Origin of the sequence: Nocardia sp. NPDC047648 (assembly GCF_040642815.1) — a bacterium.
Lineage (GTDB): Bacteria > Actinomycetota > Actinomycetes > Mycobacteriales > Mycobacteriaceae > Nocardia > Nocardia gamkensis.
In genome coordinates this window covers 162645-181229 of record NZ_JBEYSX010000001.1, presented here as the reverse complement: position 1 = coordinate 181229, position 18585 = coordinate 162645, and the positions used below count along the sequence as shown (strand labels likewise).

Sequence of the window (18585 nt, the reverse complement as noted above, 5' to 3'; positions counted from 1 at the left end):
CATTGCGCCGATACCGCGTAGTACCGCTCATCGAGGATGCGAGCCATGGTCGATCCGGATTCTCTCCGCAGTGCCGCGGGCGTGCGCGCTCTCGTACACATCGCCGGTGAGCGGGGCATGGTGCCTGCCGAGTGCCTGGCCGGAACGGCGCTGGGGCCCGCCGAGCTGGACGATCCGGCCGCCGAGATCACCGCGCACGACGAACTGCGGGTAGTGCACGCGGTGCTCGGTCGCTTCGGTGACGAACCCGGGCTCGGCCTCGCGGCGGCGGTCCGGCACCGGCTGCGCTCGCGCGGGCCGTGGGGGCTCGCCCTGCTGGGCAGCCGGACACTGCGCGAGCTGATCGAAGTCGGGTTGTGCTGCGTCGGTCGTACGGTGCCGTTCGGGCGATTGACCGTCGAGGAAGCGGGCGGCGAAGCGCGGCTGGTGTTCGAGGATTCGAACATTCCGCCCGGGACGCGGGCATTCTTCGCCGAAGCGAGCCTGGCCGGATTGCCCGCCTTCGATCGTGAGCTGTTCTCCGCGGGTGTGCCGGTACGGCAGGTCAGTTTCCGGCATGCTGTTCCGCGCGACATCCGGCGATATCGCGACATCTTCGGGGTCGCGCCGATATTCGGTGCGCCGGTGAGCGCGGTGGTCTTCGACCGCGGTGTGCTGGACCGGCCGTTGCCCCCGGCGAACGACGCCGCGCGGGACAACTGCGGGCAACTGTGCCGCGATCTGCTCGACCGGCACCGGACGCGCACCGGCGTCGCGGCTTCGGTACGCGACCGCCTGGTCCGCACGCCGGGTGAGATCCCCGATCAGTCGACGGTCGCCCTCGGGCTGTATATGAGCTCGCGCACGCTGTCTCGGCGGCTGCACGAGGAAGGCACGTCGTTCCGGGCACTGCTGGACGAGGTGCGCCGAACCATGTCGGAGGTGTTGCTCGCACACACCGATATGACCACCGAACAGGTCGCCGCACGGCTCGGCTACGCGGAGGCGGCCTCTTTCATCCGTGCCTTCCGCCGCTGGCAGGGCTGTCCGCCGCAGACGTTTCGCTCGCGCGGCCGGCGCCCGCAGCGCGCGCCCGAGTTGGTCTGAGCGTCAGCGGCTCCCCGCCGAGCCGGTCATCCGGTGGAGCATGCTGCTGCGCGCAGCCGCGGGCAGACCGTCGGCTATCGTGCCGCCGGGCAGCGGCCGGTCGCTCCAGCACTGGGACGGAAGCTCGCGACGCTCCCGTACTATCGCGATCGGAGTCGGCCTGCCGGGGAGATGAAGGAGGACGGTGTGGAAGTTCGCACCAGCAACGAGCCACTGTGGTTACGGTTGGGCCAACGACTTCGGGAGCATGCCGGATCCGCGGCATCGTCGGCCGGGGGAGCGAACCGGTGAGCGATGAAGGTGCCGACCTACGCTGCGCGGGATGCTCGGCTGTCGGATTGGACGGCCGGCGGTGCCCGTCCTGCGGTCTGGAACTCGGTTACCGGTACGTCGCGCTGCCCGGTGACGATCCGACGCCGTGCGTCGAGTGCGGGGGAGACCGCTTCGACGTGGAGGGGCGCTGCGCGCGCTGCGGCCGGGCCCGGACGGCGCCGGATCGCTTCGACGCCGACCTCGGCGCGGTCGCGGTGCTCACCGATCGTGGCATCGCCCATGCGCGCAACGAGGACGCCGTCGCTGCCGGGGTGCTCGAAGGTGCCGCGCCCGGAGCGGCCGCATCCGTCGTGATCGCGGTCAGCGATGGCGTGTCGACCTCATCGCGCCCACAGGTGGCTTCGGGTGCGGCGGTCCGCGCCGGGGTCGGTGCCACCGCTGCCGCGCTCGCCACCGGAGCGCCCGTCGCAGAGGCGATCATGGCCGGACTGACGGCCGCGGTGCAGGCGGTCCGCGACGTCGACGTTCCCGACGGCCCCGCGCCCTCGTGCACCTACGTCTCCGCCGTCGTCGCCCACCACGGCGAGGAAACCGAGATCACCGTGGCCAATGTCGGTGACAGTCGCGCTTATTGGTTGCCGACCGGCCGGGACGGACGACCGGCCGACGAGCAGCCCCGACGGTTGACCGTCGACGACTCGTGGGCCCAGGCGCTGGTCGACGCGGGCGCGATGGACGAGCGTGCGGCGATGGCCGACCCCCGGGCGCACACGTTGATCCGCTGGCTGGGCGCGGACAGCCCGCCGGAGCCGTGGGCGGACAACTGCGTACGGACGGTCCGTGTCTCGGGGCCCGGCCTGCTGCTGCTGTGCTCCGACGGATTGTGGAACTACGCTCCCTCCCCGTCCGCGCTGGCCGAGCAGATGGCGGGCGCGTCGCCCGCGGCAGCGGCCCGCGCACTCGCGGAGTTCGCGTTGCGCTGCGGCGGCGGGGACAACATCACGGTCGCGCTGGCGCCTGTTCCGTGGGGAAGCCGTCCGTCAGTTCCATAGACAGCGATGTTCATGGTTGCGTATGGTCGTCCACTATGACGAAGTTCGCCGGCAAAATCTGCCTGATCACCGGGGCGGCCAGCGGTCTCGGTCGCAGCACGGCGCTCGCGGCGGCGGCCGAGGGCGCCGCGCTCGTGCTGACCGATATCGCCGAGGAGGGCCTGGCGCGAACCGCCGCGGACGCACGTGCCGCGGGCGCCACGGTGCATCTGGCCGAGGCGGCCGATGTCAGTGACTACGACCAGGTCGTCGCACTGGCGGCGCGGGTGCACGACGCGGTGGGCAGCGTCGACATCGTCATGAACGTGGCGGGCATCGCCACCTGGGGCACTGTCGACCGGCTGACGCACAGCCAATGGCGGCGCACCATCGACATCGACCTGATGGGCCCGATCCACGTGATCGAAGCGTTCGTCCCGCCGATGATCGCGGCCGGGCGCGGTGGCCATCTGGTGAACGTGTCGTCGGCGGCGGGGCTGTTCGGCCTGCCCTGGCATGCGCCGTACAGCGCGAGCAAGTTCGGCCTGCGCGGGGTGTCGGAGGTGCTGCGCTTCGACTTGGCGCGCCACCGCATCGGCGTGAGCCTGGTGTGTCCGGGGGCGATGGCGACACCCATGGTGGACAGCGTCGACATCGCGGGCGTCGATCGCACGGCCGATGCGGTGCAGCGGGGAATGGCGCTGTTCATGCGGCACGCGGTGACGCCGGAAGCGGCGGCGCGGTCGATCGTGCGCGGCGTCGAGCGCAACCGCTACCTGGTCTTCACCTCACCGGACATCCGCGTGGGCTTCTGGGCGCAGCGTTACTTCCCGCCCGGATACAACGTCGCGATGCGCGGGTTGAACTGGGCGATGAACCGCTACGTCGAACAGAAGGCAGGCGCCGCCGCCAACTGAACACCGCAGGGCGCCCGCCGGCGGTCGAGCCGGGATTCGCCATGATCGTCGTCATGACATCGGCTGTCTATCTGATCACCGGAATCCAGGCGGCGGGCAAATCCACCGTGGCCCAGGCATTGGCCGAACGGCTGCCGCGCTCGGCGCACGTGCGCGGGGACGTGTTCCGCCGTTTCGTCGTGCACGGGCGGGTGGAGATGAGCGCCGATCCATCGCCCGAGGCACTGGCCCAGCTGCGATTGCGCTACCGGCTGGCCGCCGCGACGGCCGACGCCTACGCCGAATCCGGGTTCACGACCGTCCTGCAAGACGTCGTGCTCGGCGACTTCCTGCCCTGGCTGGCGGATCTCATCGTCACGCGCCCGCTCTATGTCGTGGTGCTCGCACCGCGCCCGGAGGTGGTCGCCGCGCGGGAGGCCGGGCGGGGCAAGGTCGCCTACGACGAATTCACCGTGGCGGAGCTGGACACGCTGCTGCGCGAGAGTACGCCCCGGATCGGACTCTGGCTGGACACCTCGGAGTCGACGGTCGAGCAGACGGTCGACCGAATCCTGACCGAGGCCAAGCCGCTGACGAACTGACTCGGGGGGTCGATCCGGATCCGGCGGACCGTCCGCTCAGGGGGTGTCCCGCGGCACGTGCAGGGGAGTGAGCGAACTGGTGGCCGGTCCTTCGATCAGCGTGCCGTCCGCGGCGAAACGCGAGCCGTGCAGCGGGCAGTCCCAGGTGCGTTCGGCGTCGTTCCAGTTGACGATGCCGTACAGGTGCGGGCACACCGCCGAGACCCGGTTGGTGACGCCGTCCACCGTGCACACGGCGGTCGGGTGCAGGCCCTCACGCAGTACCGTGCCGCAGCCTTCCTCCGGCGCGGCGCCGTCGTGGTGGGTCGCGACCCGCAGCCAGCCCGCGGAGAGCTTCTGCGCCACAGCACTGTTGATCTTCGTGGCCGCCGGTAGCGCCTTGAGTTCGTCCGGACGCCAGCTCGCCAGGGCGCCCGCCCACCGGGGCGGCGTGCCGGTGAGCCGTCCGGCCAGCGCGATGGCCGCGGCCACACCATTGGTCAAACCCCATTTGGCGTAGCCGGTGGCCAGCTGTATGTCGTTCTGACCGGGCAGCACCGGACCCACGTAGGGAAGTTCACCGATGGGGGAGTAGTCCTGAGCGGACCATCGGTGCGTCGGTTCGGCGCCGGGGAACCAGGTTCGCGCCCAGCTCACCAGATCCTCCACTTTCTCGCGGGTCGACCCGCCGCGGCCGACGACATGGCCGTTGCCGCCGACCAGCAGCAGCTCGCCGTCCGGTCCCTGCGCGCGACGCAGGGACCTGGTCGGGCTGCCCGCGCTGATGTACATGTCGCGCGGAGCGGGGCGGTCCAGGCGGAGGGCCGTCAGGTAGGAGCGCTGCGGAGTCAGACGCGCGAAGAACCCGCCGCGATCGAGGATCGGCGTCCCGGTGGCCAGCACCACCCGCCGCGCGCCGAGGTCACCGTGCTCGGTGGCGACGACCAGCTCGCCGCGGCCGCCGTGGTGCACGCCGCGAACCGAGGTGGATTCGTAGATCGGCGCGCCGTGCGATTCCACGTCGGCCGCCAAGGCCGCCAGCAGCGCCATCGGGTCGAGTTGTGCCTGATCGGCGAGGCGGACCGCGCCGTGCGCCGGGAAGGGGGTATCCAGCTCGAAGAGTAGTTCGGTGGGCAGACCGGCCTTCTGCGTCGCGGCGTATTCCGCTCGCACGGCGGACATCTCGTCGTCGGTCTGCGCGTAGGTCAATGCCGCGGCCCGCTCGACGGCGACGTCATGGGCGGCGCAGAAACGCAGCAGCCATTCCTGGCCTTCGCGATTGGCCGCCACGTAGTCGCGCAGGACGTCATCGGAGTGGTGCTTGGCGATCTGCTGGGCACGGGTCCCCTGTAGCAGGCTGACTTTCCCGGTGGTCGCCCCGGTCGTTCCCGCACCGACGCGCTTGCCTTCGACCACGGCCACCTCGACGCCGTTCTCCACCAGCAGCAGGGCGGTCACCAGTCCGGTGAGCCCGCCGCCGATCACCACCGTGTCGAAGTGCGATCCCGGCGTCAACCGCAACCGCGCCGGAACCTGCGCGCCGTGCAACCATAGGGACGTCATAAGCCCGAGATAGCCGGTCTCGGCGGCCTGAAACGCCCGCGTCGCTTCCTCGTCACACCCGGACCTGACTGCTGAGCTGCCGATCCGCCGCGGCCAGCACCTCGGCGGCGCTGATCATCGCCAACCCGGGCGCCGGCGCGTCCGAGCGGGAATCGCCGACGTGTCCGGCCCACAAGGCGACATGGGCCATCCGTTCCGGGGGCGGTCCCCACACCGCGGGCGAATCGGGGCCGAAGACGAGCACCGACGGGGTGCCGAACGCCGTGGCCAGATGCCCCACCCCCGTGTCGCCGCTGAGCACGAGGGCGGCGTCGGCCACCGTGACGGCCAGCTGCCGCAGCGTGAGTTCGCCTGCCAGCACGCTGTTTTCGGGCAATCCGGCCGCTTCGGCCACGCCGCGCGCGAGCGGACGGTCGGCCGCGCTGCCGACGACCCGCACCGGGTACCCCCATTCGCGCAGGCCCGCCGCCACCGTCGCGAAGCGCTCCGCGGGCCAGCGCCGAGCAGGCGCCCCGCCCGGATAGACGACGATCCAGCGGCGCTCACCCGCGCTCTCCGGCGGCGGTGTAAGGTCCAGTCGCGCTGGATCGGCCGCGATTCCCGCCCATTCCAGCAGCCGGCACCACCGCACGGTCTCGTGCAGGCCCGGCTCGCACAGCGCACCCGGCAACTGCGGAAAGTCCTTGTGGCGGAAGGTGATCGTCTGTTCGGGATCGGTCGCCAGCAGCGCGCGTATGCTGTCGGCCCCGGCGTCGTGCAGATTGACCGCGAAGGACGGCGGCGGGGCGTTCCAGCGCAGTCCGCCCGCCATCGGGGTCGCATGGAGTTCGTCGACGCAATCGGCCAGTTCTACGACGGGACGCAGCCATCCAGGGGCGGCGAGTACGAGCCGGTGGCGCGGACGGACGTCGTGCAACGCGCGTAGCGCGGGAACCGCGGTCAGCAGCTCCCGCAGCCCGTGCGCGCGCAGCGCGAGCAACACAGTCACGGAAAAGCCTCCACTTCGGTGCCGAGGGCACGGCCCCGCCGCCCGGGCCGACATCGTCGGCGGCCCGGGGCGGGTGTGCCACATAGCTTCGAGTCGTTCGCGGGAATGCCGCGAAACGGGGCTCGAAGCCCGCCGCCGTGGTGCGGTACTCGACGCCGTTGTCGAGGGGAACGCACGGATGGCGGCGGTGCTCCCGAAGGGGTTCGGCGCCTGGACACCCACGGCGGGAGCGGCATTCGGAAATCGGACGAGCAGTCCTTGCTACATCCGAAGATGCCCGTTCTGCCTGATTCGAAACCCTGGCTATTTCGGCACGAAGATGCCGGTGAGATCGGCCTTGCGGATCGGAGTATCCGGATTGGCCTGTGCCGCGCACATCAGCTTGATCGCCGCGATCGAGGCATCGACGGTCCTGGCGTCGGGCGTGCCGTCGCCCTCGCGTTCCTGCTCGAGGAACTTCTCGGTGGTGATGCGCTGCTTGTCGTCATCCTGGGCGACGAATTCGTTGCACGGCGTGTCACCGCCCTTGTTCACGATCTTCTTCGGCTCGTCGCCGCATCCGCCCGCGCAGAGTGCCAGCGCGGCGAGCGCGGCGATGCCCATGCGGCCCGCGGCGCTCATCGGCCGAACCCCGCCAGAGCCGAGGCCAGGTCCGGCACGTTCAGCGCCTGCACCGCCTGCTCGCGGACATCGGGGCAATTCTGCGTGGTGATGGTGTCGATCGTGCCCCGGTCGGTGACGACCACGTCGTTGAGACCGCCGTTGCGGGCGGCCCAGTTGTGCACGGTGCCGTTGAACGTCACTTTGGCGACCGTCGCGCCCTGGCCACGCCAGGTGTCGATGTCGGCGCGCATCATGTCGCACAGCTGCTCGGCCGCCGCGGGAGTGATCTCGTCGGTATTCGGCACCTGCGAGCTGGACGGTCCCGGCATGGTGATCGAGACGGTCGCGGGTGCGGGCGTGTCCGCGGCCGGATCGCCGTCGTCGGCCGAACACGCGGTGAGCACCGAGCCCGCCGCCAGCGCGCCCATGAGCAGCGCGAAGCGGCCCAAGGGCCGGTTGGGCTGGTTTGTCATTCTGTTTCTCCTGGATGTCGAAGCCGCGTTTTCCGGGCGGCGTCACGGGCGGCCGCACGGCCTCAGCCGGGCGGGCGGACTCGCGATCAGTGCCCGGCGGCGTCCCGCAGCCGCTTGCCTTCTCGCGACTTGATCCGGCGATGCTCGGCGATGATCACGAGGACGCCCGCGATGATGCAGACGCCGCAGACGACACCCGCGATCACCGCCCAGCCCGCGAATCCGTACCCGGCGGCGGTGAGCGTGAGCGCCATGGCCACGATGCCGACCGCGACCAGGATGATCCCCGGCCAGTTACGGGCGTCCTCGATGGATTCTCCGGCGTGTGTGCGGTTGGTGCGGGTGTCGTCCGGGAACGTGTGGGTCCGGGGTGCGTGCTGCTCTCCGGCGCCGGATCCCGCGGTCGGCTCGTTCGGTGCTGGCAGCATCGGATGTCCTTTCTGCTGAGCGGCAACGTCTTCGGTGCATGGGCGGCCCGCGGCTCGAATGGTCGAACCGGGCCCGTCCGGAGCGGCCGTACCGGTCGGATGCCCGCGTTAGCGGATCCGAAACGGGGGTACGACCTCAGCGAGCCGCCCGGTTCGGGCCGCTCTTACCGGTAAGAAGTCCCAGGAGGGATCCCGATGACAACAGCACGGGACATCATGACCGCGAATGTGGAATGCGTCCGATCCAGCGACACGGTGGTCGCCGCCGCGCAGCGCATGGCGGAGTTGAATATCGGCGCCCTGCCCATCTGCGGCGAGGACGGCAAGCTGAAGGGAATGCTCACCGACCGCGACATCGTGGTCGAAGTGATCGCTCAGCGCAAGGACCCGCTCGGCGTCGACGCGGGCGAACTCGGCGGCGGGGAGCTGGTCACCGTCGAAGCCGACGACGACGTGCGCAAGGTCATGTCGGTCATGTCGCAGCATCAGGTACGCCGCGTACCGGTGCTGGAGCAGGGCCGGCTGGTCGGCATCATCGCGCAGGCCGACGTGGCCACCGCCGTCGACAACACGCAATCGGGCAGCACGGTGGAGGCCATCTCGACCGACTTCTGAGTTCGGCGCTTCCTCAGACCGTGGCCGGGTGCATGTCGTAGACCGCGTACGCCGCTCGGATCACCGGCTGGGCGACATTGCGCACCCGGATGCCGCCCGGAGTGGTGCCGCGTTCGGTCCCGGCGTGCGCGTGACCGTGCAACGCCAGGTCCGCGCCGTGTTCATCGATCGCCTCGCCGAGCAGGTAGGAACCGAGGAAGGGATAGATCTCCCTCGGTTCGCCGTGCAGCGTGTCACTGATCGGGGAGTAGTGCGTGAGCGCGACGGTGACGTCGGTGTGCAACGTGGCGAGGGCTTCGCCGAGCGCGGCGGCCACGTCCACCGTGTGCGCGGCGAACTCGCGCATCAAGGGTTCGCCGAACACGCTCGCGCATTTGCCCGCGAACCCGCCGCCGAAGCCTTTGGTGCCCGCGACCCCGAGCGTGCTCCCGTCCACGTTCAAGGTCACCGAGGTTCCGTCCAGGACGGTGATGCCGTGGTCGGTCAGCACGGTCGCGATCTCACGGTCGGCGTCGCCGTGATAGTCGTGGTTGCCCAGGACCGCCACGACCGGCACGCCCAGGTCGGCGAACTCCGCCGCGACCACCCGGCCTTCGTCGGCGGTGCCGTGGCGGGTCAGGTCGCCCGCCAGCAGCAGCACATCGGCTCGCTCGGAGAGGCCGTCCAGGGCGGGCCGCCATTGCCCGCGCGAATCCACGCCGAGATGTACATCACCGACGGCGGCTATCCGCATGCGGCTCAACTCCTTCCGGGTCCGTCCGGCTCCAGCGTCTCGGTCTCGACGGGTGCCGTGGGACGGTTGACATGGACGTCGTTGTGGATCCGCGCGTGCGGAAGCTGCTCGTGCACGACGGTTTCCATCTGTTGTTTGCAGTTCTCGCTGCTCACCTCGCCGCACAGCACCACGACGTCGCCGCGGATGGTCACCTGCACGCCGAGTTCGGCGGTGCGGGGATCCTCGGCCAGCGCCCGGCGCAACCGTGCGACCAGGTATTGCGGCTGCTCCATCTATTCCACCTTTCCGGTGCGGGTGATGCCGAGATCGTCGAGGAGGCCCATGAAGGCCCGCGCGTAGGGCGAGGCCTTGGTCTGTTCGCGCACCGCCTCCCAGTCCACCTGTTCCCGCAGGTCCCGCGCGATGTGCAGAATCGGGCTGAGATCCAGGCGGTGTGCGTCGAAGACGAGCATCTTGTCCACCATCAGGTCGGTGCCGCTGATCACCGGGGCCTTCGCGGGCCCGATCCGCATCTCGGTGGCCCGGTCGAGCAGTTCGTCGGTCACGTCACGATCGTTCGGACGGTGGATCACATCGACGAGGATGTCGTCGGCGTAGACCTTGCGTAGCCAGTTCTCCGGCGGGTCGCACACCCGCAGACCCGCGCGGGCCAGCGTGTGGATCGCTCGCCCACTGTCCTCCGGTTTGACGAAGATGTCGACGTCGTGCTGGGAGGTGGGGCCGCCACGGGCATAGACCGCGCAGCCGCCCGCCACCGCGAATCGGATATCTGTCGCCGCCAACGCGTTCACCGTGCGGGTGAGCGCATGCAGCAGCTGATCGGTGGTAACGGCCATGCAGCGGTGGTACCCGGCAGACACCGGGTTAATCGGCGTTTCACCGGGTATGCGTCCGGATATCCGGAGGGCCCGCGCAGCGGCGCACCGGGCTTTCGCACTACTCCGGACCACCGGCCTCGGGACGGGAGAGGAGCGATATATGCCCAAGACGACAGCACGCGGCGACGTCGAGCAGTCGGAGTTGCCGAGCACGCTGCAGCGGTCGGAGGAGAAGGCCCAGCGCACCTTCGCCGAGGCGCACGACGCCGCGCTCGAACAGTACGACGGCGACGAGCAGCGCGCCTATCGCGTCGCCTACGCCGCGTTGAAGCACAGCTACGAGAAAGTCGGCGATCACTGGGAGGCCAAGGCTCGCCGCGGGCCCTCCGACGAGCGCGCCGAACACGGCGGCCCGGACGCGCGGGGCGAGACCGCCGAAGGCGTCGATGCCAACGCGTCCAAGGAGCACCTGCTCGGCATCGCCCGGCGACTGGACATCTCCGGTCGCTCGCGGATGACCAAGGGCGAACTCGTCGAGGCGATCAAGAAGCGCAATCGCCGGGAGTCGGCGCGTGCCCGAGGATGAGGACGACGCCTGGGCGCGCCGCGCCCGTGGCGAGACCGAACTCGAACGACTGGACCGGAACTGGGGCAGCCTGATCCAGGAGTTGCGTGTCGTGCAGACCGGTGTGCAGTTCCTCTTCGGGGCGTTGCTGGTCCTGCCGTTCCAGGCGTCGTTCGGCACGCTGTCCCCGGGTATGCGAGCGCTCTATATGGCCACCTTGGCCGCCGTTCTGGGGGCCACGGTGTTCTTGATCGCCCCGGTGTCCTGGCACCGCATCCTGTTCCGCCGCCACCGCCTGGGCAATGTCGTCGCGGCGGCGCACCGCTGCGCGATGGCGGGCGTCGCCCTGTTGGGTCTCGCGTTGATCGGCGCGGTGATCCTCGTGGTCGACTACGTGACGGGGACGGCGGCGGCAGTGGCGACCGGCGTCGTCTCCGTCGCGTTGTTCGTGGTGACATGGCTCGTCGCGCCGTGGCGCTGGCGCAGCGGCTCCGAGCATGTCCGCGCCGACCACTCCTGACCCGAATACTCGCGAGTCAGCGGGCCGATCAGCGGGCCCAGGAGACCACTTCTCCCGCGTGGGCGGGGGCACCTCGGTGATAGGCGCTGAGCGTCTCGGTCGCGACCCGATCCCAGGAATTCCGGCTCGCGGCCCGCTGATACCCTGCGGCGCCCCAGGTTTCGCGGAGTGTCGAGTCCTCGAGCAGGGGGCGCACGGCCCGGACGATCGCGTCGGGTTCGGGCGGGGCGACGAAGCGCCCGGTGACGCCGTCGACCACCGTGTCGAGCAGACCGCCGACGGGCGTGGCGATCACCGGCTTGCCGCAGGCCATCGCTTCCAGGGCCACCCGTCCGAACGGCTCGTACCAGGGCGTGCAGAGCACCACGTCCGCGGAGCGGTACAGCCGCGGCAACGTCGGCCGCGTCACCGCTCCGGCCAACCGGAGACGTTCGCGCACACCGTGATCCGAGGCCAGGCGGCGCAACCGGCGACCTTCGGCGTCGTCTTCGTCGTCGGCGGCCGGGGCTCCCACGATCACCAGTTCAGTGTCCGGAAGGTCTGCCAGCGCTCGGATGACCGGATCGAATCCGCTGCGCCGCACCAACTCTCCGGACGCGAGCAATCGGTGTGTGGCGTGCCGATCGGCGGCAGCGCCCTCCGGGGTGAACGCGGTGAGGTCGACGCCGTGCGGCACGATCGTGGTCCGGAACCGCGGCACGCCCATCCTGGCCAGCTCCGCGACCTCGTCGGAGCAGGTCGCCACCACGTGCGCGGCCCGCGTCGCGATGAGCCGCTCGAACCGGATGCGCGAGCGCGGACTCGGGTCGGCGAGCCCTTCGCAGCGCCGCTGCACGGTGCCGAGGCCGTGGAAGGTCAGGACCACCGGGATGCCGTGGGCGCGCGAGGCCAGCTCGGCGGCGAGCCCCGATTTCCAGTAGTGCGCGTGCACGATATCCGGTCGTTCGGCGGCCCAGTGCCGCCGCAGGACCGTGCCGAAATCCCCGAGGTAGGGCAAGGTCCGATCGCTCGGCAGGGGGGTGGGCGGTCCGGCCGCGACGTGCACCACGCGATAGCCGCCCTCGGTGAGCAGCTCGGCGGGGGCGCGTGGGCCGATGCGCCGGGTATAGACCGTCACCTCGTGCCCGCGGCGCGCGTAGGCCGCCGACAATTCGGCGACGTACGCACCGCGGCCGCCCCCATCGGCAGGGCTCCCCTCGGCGAGCGGGCTGGCGTCTTCGGAAACCATGGCAATCTTCACCGGGTTGCTCCGTTCTCGTCGCGGGGCGCCGTGCGGACGCGCTCATCCGCGCGCTTGCCCTACGACCGGCATCGCGTGACGTTCGGGAATATGTCGGGGATATGCCCGGACGCGGGCCGATGAAACCCCACGTCAGCGGGCAGATCGCGAGCCGAACGGTCGGTTTTCCATGATCGCGGGCCCGCCGGCGACGGGTCACGTTCTCCTACCGAACGCTGTCGGGAACGTGTGGACCGTGCCACACTGTAGAAAGGTTGAGATCACAGCCGACCCCGGTTCGACGCATTCGGCGCAGCCGGTCGATGGGACGGCACGGCAACCGATTCGCGCTCGCGCCGCCCTCGTCCCGGCCGCCGCGAAGGACTGGAAACCCCCTACACGGGAGGTTCGACTTGTCTGCCATTTCTCTGCTACGAGAGCATGCCGAGGGCGTGCATCTCAATGGTTCGGGACCGGGACGTCGTCGGGACAACCGGTTGTGGGCACAGCGGGTGGATCGCCGCCGCGAGTGCGTGGTGGTCCGAGTCGAAGGCGAGTTGGACGCCGCCGTGTCGGCCGAGTTCTTCGAGACGGTCGACCGGGCTCTGCAGTCACCGTGCGATGCGGTGGTGATCGATCTGCGCGCGGCGAGGTTCTTGAGCCTGCGCGCGGCCGTGCGGCTGGGCGCGCTGCGCAGGGACGCGGTGGGTGGTCGTCCGGATCTGCGGATCGTCGCGGGCGGACCGGGGGTGGAGCGCGCACTCGAGGTGACCGGCGTGCGATCGTTGTTCCCCCGCTACTCGTCCATGCGGACCGCACTGGACGCCTGACCGAAGGCCGTCTCGGAGCCCGTGCTCGCGGTGTGACCCCCCGATCCGGTCACACCGGGCGCACCGGCATCGGATACTTCTGCGGTGAGTGAAAGCAGGTCGGTCCAGCCCGAGGAAGCGCTCGCGCTGGATCGGGTGATCGGTACGGGAACGCCGCAGAGCGTCGGCGGTTTCCGTTTCTGGTTCGCCGACCAGCGATGGGAGTGGTCGGACGAGGTCGCGTCGATGCACGGCTACCGACCGGGGTCGGTGACGCCGACGACGGAGTTGTTGCTGACGCACAAGCACCCCGACGACCGCGAGGCGGTGGCCAGCGCCTTGGCGCGATCGATCGCCGACGCGGAACCGTTCTCCAGCAGGCACCGCATCATCGACACCGCGGGCGCCGTGCACCACGTGATCCTGGTCGCCGATCGGATGGTCGACGAGGGGAGCCGGGTGGTCGGCACTTCGGGGTATTACATCGACGTCACCGACACCCTCGCCGAGCACCGGCAGGAGACGCTGGACGACGCCCTGCCCGAGCTGTACGCCGCGCGATCGGTGATCGAACAGGCGAAGGGCGCCCTCATGCTGATCTACGGCATCGGTCCCGAGCAGGCGTTCCGGGTGCTGAGCTGGCGATCGCAGGAAACCAACGTCAAGCTGCGGACACTGGCCGCCCGGCTGGTCGCCGATCTGCCCGGTCTGACCGGTGTCACGCCCGGGCTGCGAACTCGATTCGACCATCTGCTGCTCACCGCCCACGAGCGCATCGACGCCGACTGACCCGCGTTTCGATCCGGTCGCGGCGGGTACGTCCTCGACGAGGAACGCGGCGGTATTTCTGCTCCACAGTCCGCGGTGCCTGCGGTGTTCCGGTGGTCGAGGAGAACCCGCAGCGGTATGCAGGCCACGGTGGAGTGGCTGTGAGGACAAGGTGGTGATGGGCAAATGGGGGAGTGGACTTCCCGATCCTTTACCGACACAACGACTATCGGTGTACGGGTGCCCGCCCGGCTGGAGCAGCTGACCATGCTGCGCGCGCTCGCCGAGACCGTTGCCCTCATCGCCGACTTCGCCCTGGACGAGGTGACCGACATCCGTCTCGCGCTCGATGAGGTGGCGACTTCCCTCATTCTCGACGCCGCGGCGGGCTCGACGATCGACTGCGAATTCACCTACGACACCGACAAGATGTTCGTGCACGTCTCGTCGGTCGCGGTGACCGAGTCGGTGATGGGCCATGCCGGGCTGGGCTGGCATATCGTGCGCACGCTGACCGACTCGATCGCCGCCGCGCAGGGGTCCCACGACAACGTGCTCGGAGGATATCCGACAGTGATCGATTTCAGCTGGGTGCGGGGTGCCCGCAATGGCGGGTGAATCGAGGTCGCGTGGGGACACCTACGACAACATCGAGCCGCTGTTCGAGAAGATCGCCGCACTGGATCCCGGCGACGCGCGGCGCGAGGCCATGCGCCTGGAGCTGATCGAACGATGCCTGCCCCTGGCCGAGCACATCGCCCGGAAGTTCTCCGGGCGCGGCGAGAACTTCGATGATCTGCTGCAAGTGGCGCGCCTGGGCCTGGTGCAGGCAGCCGACCGTTTCGACGTATCGCGCGGATCGTCGTTCCTGTCCTTCGCGGTCCCCACCATCATGGGCGAGGTCCGCCGGCATTTCCGGGACAACACCTGGGCCGTCCGGGTGCCGCGCCGGACCAAGGAGATCCAGCTGAGCATCGGGCCCACGGTCGAGACGCTGTCGCAGCGTCTGGGCCGGATGCCGCGGGCCAGGGAGATCGCGGCGGAGCTGGAGGTCGATCTGGTCGAGGTGACCCAGGCGCTGATCGCGGGCAACGCCTACCAGTCGGCGTCCATCGACGCGGTCGCCGGAGAGGACGCCGAGAGCGCTCCGCAACCGCTGCTGGACAGCCTCGGCATCGAAGAGCCCTCCTATCACCTCGTCGAGGACGTTATGGCCGTCCAGCCGCTGCTCGGCGAACTCCCCGAACGCGAGCGTCAGGTGCTGATCATGCGATTCTTCGAATCGTTGACACAGAATCAGATCGCCGAGCGGCTCGGGGTCTCCCAGATGCATGTCTCGCGCATTCTGTCCAGGACCTTGAATTCGCTGCGCGAACAGGCGATGCGGGACTGAGCACAGGCCGGGCTACACCGGATTCGGTGGAGCCGGATCCGGCGACGGTCCGGGCAGGCCGGGGTCCGGCGAGGGGCGCCCCGGGTCCGGTATCGGAGGCGTCGGCGCGGGGCCGGGTGCGGGTGGCCGTGGCGCGGGACCGGGAACCGGCGGCAGCGGGTCCGGATCAGGTTGCGGTGGAACGGGATTCGGGTCAGGAATGGGGTCCGGCTCGGGGATCGGCGGTACCGGGTCGGGCTCCGGGATGGGCGGCACCGGGTCCGGCTCGGGTGTGGGCGGGACCGGCTGTGCCGCGCTGTGACTGGACATGCCAACTCCTTCTCGTACGGGCGAACATCGGCCGGTTACCCATCGCCCGCCGGACGAACCGGTCCGTGCTCGCCCGCCGGCGGTTCGGCCGACCAGTTTGCGGAAGATCGCGGACGGGTACCAAGACAGGAACCGGACAACAGATGCCGATGGCTCGAGGAGCTCGTCATGACCGACCAGCGCCGCCCAGGCACCCGGAATCCGCGGTTCGGACCGGGTGGGCCAGGGCCGTCGCCCCATGCTCGCGACATTTCCGTCACGAGGAACCACGACGTCATCCGCCGCTGGGCCGAGCAGCGTGGCGCACGGCCCGCGACTGTGCCGGGCAGCGAGTACGACGGACGGCTCGGGGTGCTGCGTTTCGACTTCCCCGGGTACGGCGGAGCGGTGCTGCGCCGGGTGGACTGGGACGAGTGGTTCGCCACGTTCGATGCCCGCAAATTGCGCTTCTGGTATCAAGAGCCTGGCGCCGACCGTCCGCCGAGCAACTTCAACCGGTTGGAGCCGCCGCGATAGCCGGTGGGCCGCTGGGCCCGGCCGTGAGACCGATCACCGACGATCCTCACCCATAGAGGTATTCGAAGTATGTGACACAAGGCACGCTGTCCTGGTGAGCTACACGTTCGGTCCCGCCCGCCGTGCACGTTACGGCTTGTTCGATAGTTCGATCGAAACTACTTGAGATCAAGGACTTTTCGGAGGCGGAGTCGTCCTTCGCGCCTTGGGCGCGGCGCGCGAGAGCCGAGCTGCGTCAGTGCCCCGCTGCCCGGCGGGCCGGGCGGGCGTATAGCGTCGACGGAAGGACGAGGAGGCCCCGCGTCGGTCTGCCGGAGGTTTACCGGCTGGGCACCGGGGTACTCGAAGCCGAGCAAAGGTTGCTCGAAAAGCGGAAGGTCGCGTCGGTATGGGGATGCGGTTGTCCGCATCGTGACGCGCTTCCGCATGTCTGCAAGGGATAGGGTCTTGAGCGCAAACCTGATGATCGTGGAAGACGACGACCGGGTCCGTGGTGCGTTGCGGCTCGCTATGGAAGATGAAGGGTACGACGTCGACGAGGCGGAGGAAGCCGAGGACGCGCTCACTCATCTGCGCAGCAATGGTGTTCCCGACGTGATGATCGTCGATCTGATGCTCGGCGGCATGGACGGCTTCGAATGTATCCGCGAGATCCGCCGCGACCATGACGTCCCGATCATCGTGGTCAGCGCTCGCGACGACACCCACGACGTGGTGGCCGCGCTGGAGGCCGGCGCCGACGATTTCGTCACCAAGCCGTTCGAGATCAAGGAGATCACCGCCCGCATGCGCGCGGTGCGCCGCCGGTCCCGGCTTTCCGCCGAACGGGAGACCCCCCAGGAGATGGTGCTCGAGGCCGACGACACGGCTCCGCTCGTCCTCGCTCAGGACAGCGGCGTGGTGCGCCGCGGCGACGAGGAGATCCGGCTCACGCTCACCGAGTTCCGTCTGCTGTGTGAGCTGGCCGAATCGCCGGGCCGGGTGCTCAGCCGCACGGTGCTGCTCGAGCGCGTGTGGGACCGCGGATTCTTCGGTGACGAGCGCATCGTCGACGTGCACATGCGCCGGTTGCGTACGAAGATCGAACGGGATCCGTCCGATCCACGCATCGTGGTGACGGTGCGCGGGCTCGGCTACCGCCTCGATGTGCGGCGCTGAGCGCTGTCTCGACGCCGAACGCTGGAATCCGAACGCTTGGAGCCTGCGCGCCCGGGTGACCGCCGTCTTCGCGACGATCGCCGCGCTGATGTCGCTGGTACTGGTCGTGTCGGTGTTCGTGATCAGCCGCGGCTATCTGGAAGCGCAGCGACCGCACGCGGGCAGCGAATCGCCGGGAGACCTCAACGCCGATCTCGATCTACTGCGCAATGTGCTGATCGGCTGCGCCGTGGGGGTGACCCTGATCGGCGCGGCGGTCGGCTGGTGGGCGAGCAGACGAGTGCTGACCCCGCTGCACCAGCTCGCGGGCACCGCCGCGCGGATCGCCTCCGGCGACCTCGACCAGCGGCTGCCCGCCACCGATGACCAGGACCTGGCGATCACCGTCGAGGCGTTCAACACCATGGTGGACTCGCTGCAACGGCGCATCGAACGGGAGCACCGGCTCTTCGGTGATGTCAGCCACGAGCTGCGTACGCCGCTGACCACCTTGATGGCCGGCGTCGACGTGCTCAACCGGCATCGCGGCGATCTGCCGGAACGCTCGCAGCGGGCGCTCGGCCTGGTCACCGCCGAAGTCGAGCATCTGCGCAAGCTGCTGGACGATCTACTCGCCCTGGCGCGGGTGGAGGCGAGGATGCACCACGGCGACGCCGAGCCCCTGTCGGTGCGCGACCTGCTGGTTCACACCCTGGCCGATCGCCGCTACCCGGGCGAGCTGCTCACGGTGCGCCAAGACGTCACCGTGCGCGGCCGCAAGGTGGAGCTGGAGCGGGCGGTGGCCAACCTGCTGCACAACGCCGACCGGCACGGCGGCGGTGTGGTCGCGGTCACCGTCGACCGCGACGGCACCGATGCCGTGCTCACCGTCGACGACGCGGGCCCCGGAGTACCGCCCGTGGATCGCAACCGGATATTCGAACGCTTCGCGACCGCCCGCAGTGGCCGCCGCTCGCCCGACGGGACGGGCATCGGCCTGGCGCTGGTCGCCGAGACGGTCGCCACGCATGGCGGCCGGGTGCATTGCACCGATCGCCCTGGCGGGGGCGCGCGATTCGTCGTGCGGTTGCCCCGGCTCGGCGACATCCAACCGTAATACGACCGTAAAGAAGTCGACTGGTTCACCTCAAAGTCGCTTCGTAAGCCTGGATAAGTACGGCTGATCGACGAGGGAGTTGTATGTCAGTGCCAACCCTGTCCCCAGCGGAGATCGAACGATCGCGCGTCGGCAACGCCG

Annotated in this window: 24 protein-coding genes; 14 read left to right on the top strand and 10 right to left on the bottom strand. The window is 69.7% G+C overall.

The features are described from left to right. Positions 1-45: 45 nt before the first annotated feature. The 4 genes from ABZ803_RS00720 (at position 46) to ABZ803_RS00705 (ending at position 3888) form a co-directional block, all read left to right on the top strand. Positions 46-1086: an AraC family transcriptional regulator gene (locus ABZ803_RS00720; protein ID WP_357030888.1), complete on the top strand. Its 1041-nt coding sequence runs from the start codon at positions 46-48 to the stop codon at positions 1084-1086. A gap of 287 nt (positions 1087-1373) precedes the next feature. Continuing rightward, entirely contained in the window at positions 1374-2411 is a 1038-nt protein-coding gene (locus ABZ803_RS00715; protein ID WP_357030885.1) for a protein phosphatase 2C domain-containing protein, read from the top strand. A 35-nt stretch (positions 2412-2446) separates the two neighbouring features. After that, positions 2447-3307 carry an SDR family oxidoreductase gene (locus tag ABZ803_RS00710; protein ID WP_357030882.1) on the top strand — a complete coding sequence of 287 codons (861 nt, stop codon included), beginning with the start codon at positions 2447-2449 and terminating at the stop codon, positions 3305-3307. Positions 3308-3360: 53 nt separating this feature from the next. After that, positions 3361-3888, top strand: coding sequence for an AAA family ATPase (locus tag ABZ803_RS00705; protein WP_357030879.1), 528 nt, complete (start codon positions 3361-3363; stop codon positions 3886-3888). Positions 3889-3924: 36 nt separating this feature from the next. Here ABZ803_RS00705 and ABZ803_RS00700 read toward each other — a convergent pair whose 3' ends face one another. The 5 genes from ABZ803_RS00700 to ABZ803_RS00680 form a co-directional block, all read right to left on the bottom strand. Next, positions 3925-5430, bottom strand: a complete 1506-nt coding sequence (locus ABZ803_RS00700; RefSeq protein ID WP_357030876.1) for an FAD-dependent oxidoreductase — start codon at positions 5428-5430, stop codon at positions 3925-3927. A gap of 52 nt (positions 5431-5482) precedes the next feature. After that, positions 5483-6418 (bottom strand): glycosyltransferase family 9 protein, encoded by a 936-nt coding sequence (locus ABZ803_RS00695; protein WP_357030873.1) that lies wholly within the window; start codon positions 6416-6418, stop codon positions 5483-5485. Positions 6419-6721: 303 nt separating this feature from the next. Then, positions 6722-7039, bottom strand: a complete 318-nt coding sequence (locus ABZ803_RS00690) for a hypothetical protein (RefSeq protein ID WP_062969099.1) — start codon at positions 7037-7039, stop codon at positions 6722-6724. Next, a complete protein-coding gene (locus ABZ803_RS00685) occupies positions 7036-7494 on the bottom strand; it encodes a hypothetical protein (RefSeq protein ID WP_357030869.1) in 459 nt (152 codons plus the stop codon). Before ABZ803_RS00685 ends, ABZ803_RS00690 begins: the two co-directional genes overlap by 4 nt. 86 nt (positions 7495-7580) lie before the next feature. Beyond that, on the bottom strand, positions 7581-7922 hold the full coding sequence (locus tag ABZ803_RS00680) for a hypothetical protein (protein WP_357030866.1): 342 nt from the start codon (positions 7920-7922) through the stop codon (positions 7581-7583). A gap of 195 nt (positions 7923-8117) precedes the next feature. Here ABZ803_RS00680 and ABZ803_RS00675 point away from each other — a divergent pair, with 195 nt between their 5' ends. Continuing rightward, positions 8118-8537 carry a CBS domain-containing protein gene (locus ABZ803_RS00675; protein ID WP_357030863.1) on the top strand — a complete coding sequence of 140 codons (420 nt, stop codon included), beginning with the start codon at positions 8118-8120 and terminating at the stop codon, positions 8535-8537. 13 nt (positions 8538-8550) lie between these two features. Here the strand turns inward: ABZ803_RS00675 and ABZ803_RS00670 are convergent, their stop codons facing one another. From ABZ803_RS00670 to ABZ803_RS00660, 3 genes are read right to left on the bottom strand one after another with little or no spacing between them, the layout of a single operon-like run. Then, complete coding sequence (locus tag ABZ803_RS00670; protein ID WP_062969107.1) at positions 8551-9270, bottom strand: metallophosphoesterase; 720 nt, start codon at positions 9268-9270, stop codon at positions 8551-8553. A gap of 5 nt (positions 9271-9275) precedes the next feature. After that, the gene (locus ABZ803_RS00665; protein ID WP_357030859.1) at positions 9276-9545 is read right to left on the bottom strand and encodes a BON domain-containing protein; all 270 of its coding nucleotides are present in this window, start codon (positions 9543-9545) and stop codon (positions 9276-9278) included. After that, positions 9546-10109 carry a nucleotidyltransferase gene (locus ABZ803_RS00660; RefSeq protein WP_357030856.1) on the bottom strand — a complete coding sequence of 188 codons (564 nt, stop codon included), beginning with the start codon at positions 10107-10109 and terminating at the stop codon, positions 9546-9548. It abuts the gene before it with no gap. A gap of 142 nt (positions 10110-10251) precedes the next feature. Between ABZ803_RS00660 and ABZ803_RS00655 the strand changes: the two genes are divergently transcribed. Together ABZ803_RS00655 and ABZ803_RS00650 are read left to right on the top strand one after the other, a co-directional pair. Continuing rightward, positions 10252-10677: a ChaB family protein gene (locus ABZ803_RS00655; RefSeq protein WP_357030853.1), complete on the top strand. Its 426-nt coding sequence runs from the start codon at positions 10252-10254 to the stop codon at positions 10675-10677. Further along, positions 10664-11176, top strand: a complete 513-nt coding sequence (locus ABZ803_RS00650) for a DUF6328 family protein (protein WP_357030850.1) — start codon at positions 10664-10666, stop codon at positions 11174-11176. Before ABZ803_RS00655 ends, ABZ803_RS00650 begins: the two co-directional genes overlap by 14 nt. A gap of 28 nt (positions 11177-11204) precedes the next feature. Here the strand turns inward: ABZ803_RS00650 and ABZ803_RS00645 are convergent, their stop codons facing one another. Further along, positions 11205-12416 carry a glycosyltransferase gene (locus ABZ803_RS00645; RefSeq protein ID WP_357030847.1) on the bottom strand — a complete coding sequence of 404 codons (1212 nt, stop codon included), beginning with the start codon at positions 12414-12416 and terminating at the stop codon, positions 11205-11207. 392 nt (positions 12417-12808) lie between these two features. Here ABZ803_RS00645 and ABZ803_RS00640 point away from each other — a divergent pair, with 392 nt between their 5' ends. From ABZ803_RS00640 to ABZ803_RS00625, 4 genes are all read left to right on the top strand, one after another. Beyond that, entirely contained in the window at positions 12809-13225 is a 417-nt protein-coding gene (locus tag ABZ803_RS00640; protein WP_062969118.1) for an STAS domain-containing protein, read from the top strand. 84 nt (positions 13226-13309) lie between these two features. Then, on the top strand, positions 13310-13993 hold the full coding sequence (locus ABZ803_RS00635) for a PAS and ANTAR domain-containing protein (protein ID WP_357030844.1): 684 nt from the start codon (positions 13310-13312) through the stop codon (positions 13991-13993). Between the two features lie 219 nt (positions 13994-14212). Continuing rightward, positions 14213-14590: an ATP-binding protein gene (locus ABZ803_RS00630; protein ID WP_245659811.1), complete on the top strand. Its 378-nt coding sequence runs from the start codon at positions 14213-14215 to the stop codon at positions 14588-14590. Further along, the gene (locus tag ABZ803_RS00625) at positions 14580-15365 is read left to right on the top strand and encodes an RNA polymerase sigma factor SigF (protein WP_040866805.1); all 786 of its coding nucleotides are present in this window, start codon (positions 14580-14582) and stop codon (positions 15363-15365) included. The genes ABZ803_RS00630 and ABZ803_RS00625 overlap by 11 nt, the downstream gene beginning before the upstream one ends. Positions 15366-15377: 12 nt before the next feature. On the opposite strand, the gene ABZ803_RS00620 is transcribed toward ABZ803_RS00625, so the two are convergent. Next, positions 15378-15674 carry a hypothetical protein gene (locus ABZ803_RS00620; protein ID WP_357030840.1) on the bottom strand — a complete coding sequence of 99 codons (297 nt, stop codon included), beginning with the start codon at positions 15672-15674 and terminating at the stop codon, positions 15378-15380. Between the two features lie 168 nt (positions 15675-15842). Here ABZ803_RS00620 and ABZ803_RS00615 point away from each other — a divergent pair, with 168 nt between their 5' ends. The 3 genes from ABZ803_RS00615 to ABZ803_RS00605 all read left to right on the top strand — a co-directional run bounded on the left by ABZ803_RS00615 (position 15843) and on the right by ABZ803_RS00605 (position 18444). Next, positions 15843-16190: a hypothetical protein gene (locus ABZ803_RS00615; RefSeq protein WP_357030837.1), complete on the top strand. Its 348-nt coding sequence runs from the start codon at positions 15843-15845 to the stop codon at positions 16188-16190. Between the two features lie 447 nt (positions 16191-16637). Beyond that, positions 16638-17348 (top strand): response regulator transcription factor, encoded by a 711-nt coding sequence (locus tag ABZ803_RS00610; protein WP_040866806.1) that lies wholly within the window; start codon positions 16638-16640, stop codon positions 17346-17348. Next, positions 17335-18444, top strand: coding sequence for an ATP-binding protein (locus tag ABZ803_RS00605; RefSeq protein WP_357030834.1), 1110 nt, complete (start codon positions 17335-17337; stop codon positions 18442-18444). The genes ABZ803_RS00610 and ABZ803_RS00605 overlap by 14 nt, the downstream gene beginning before the upstream one ends. The last annotated feature ends 141 nt before the right edge of the window (positions 18445-18585 follow it).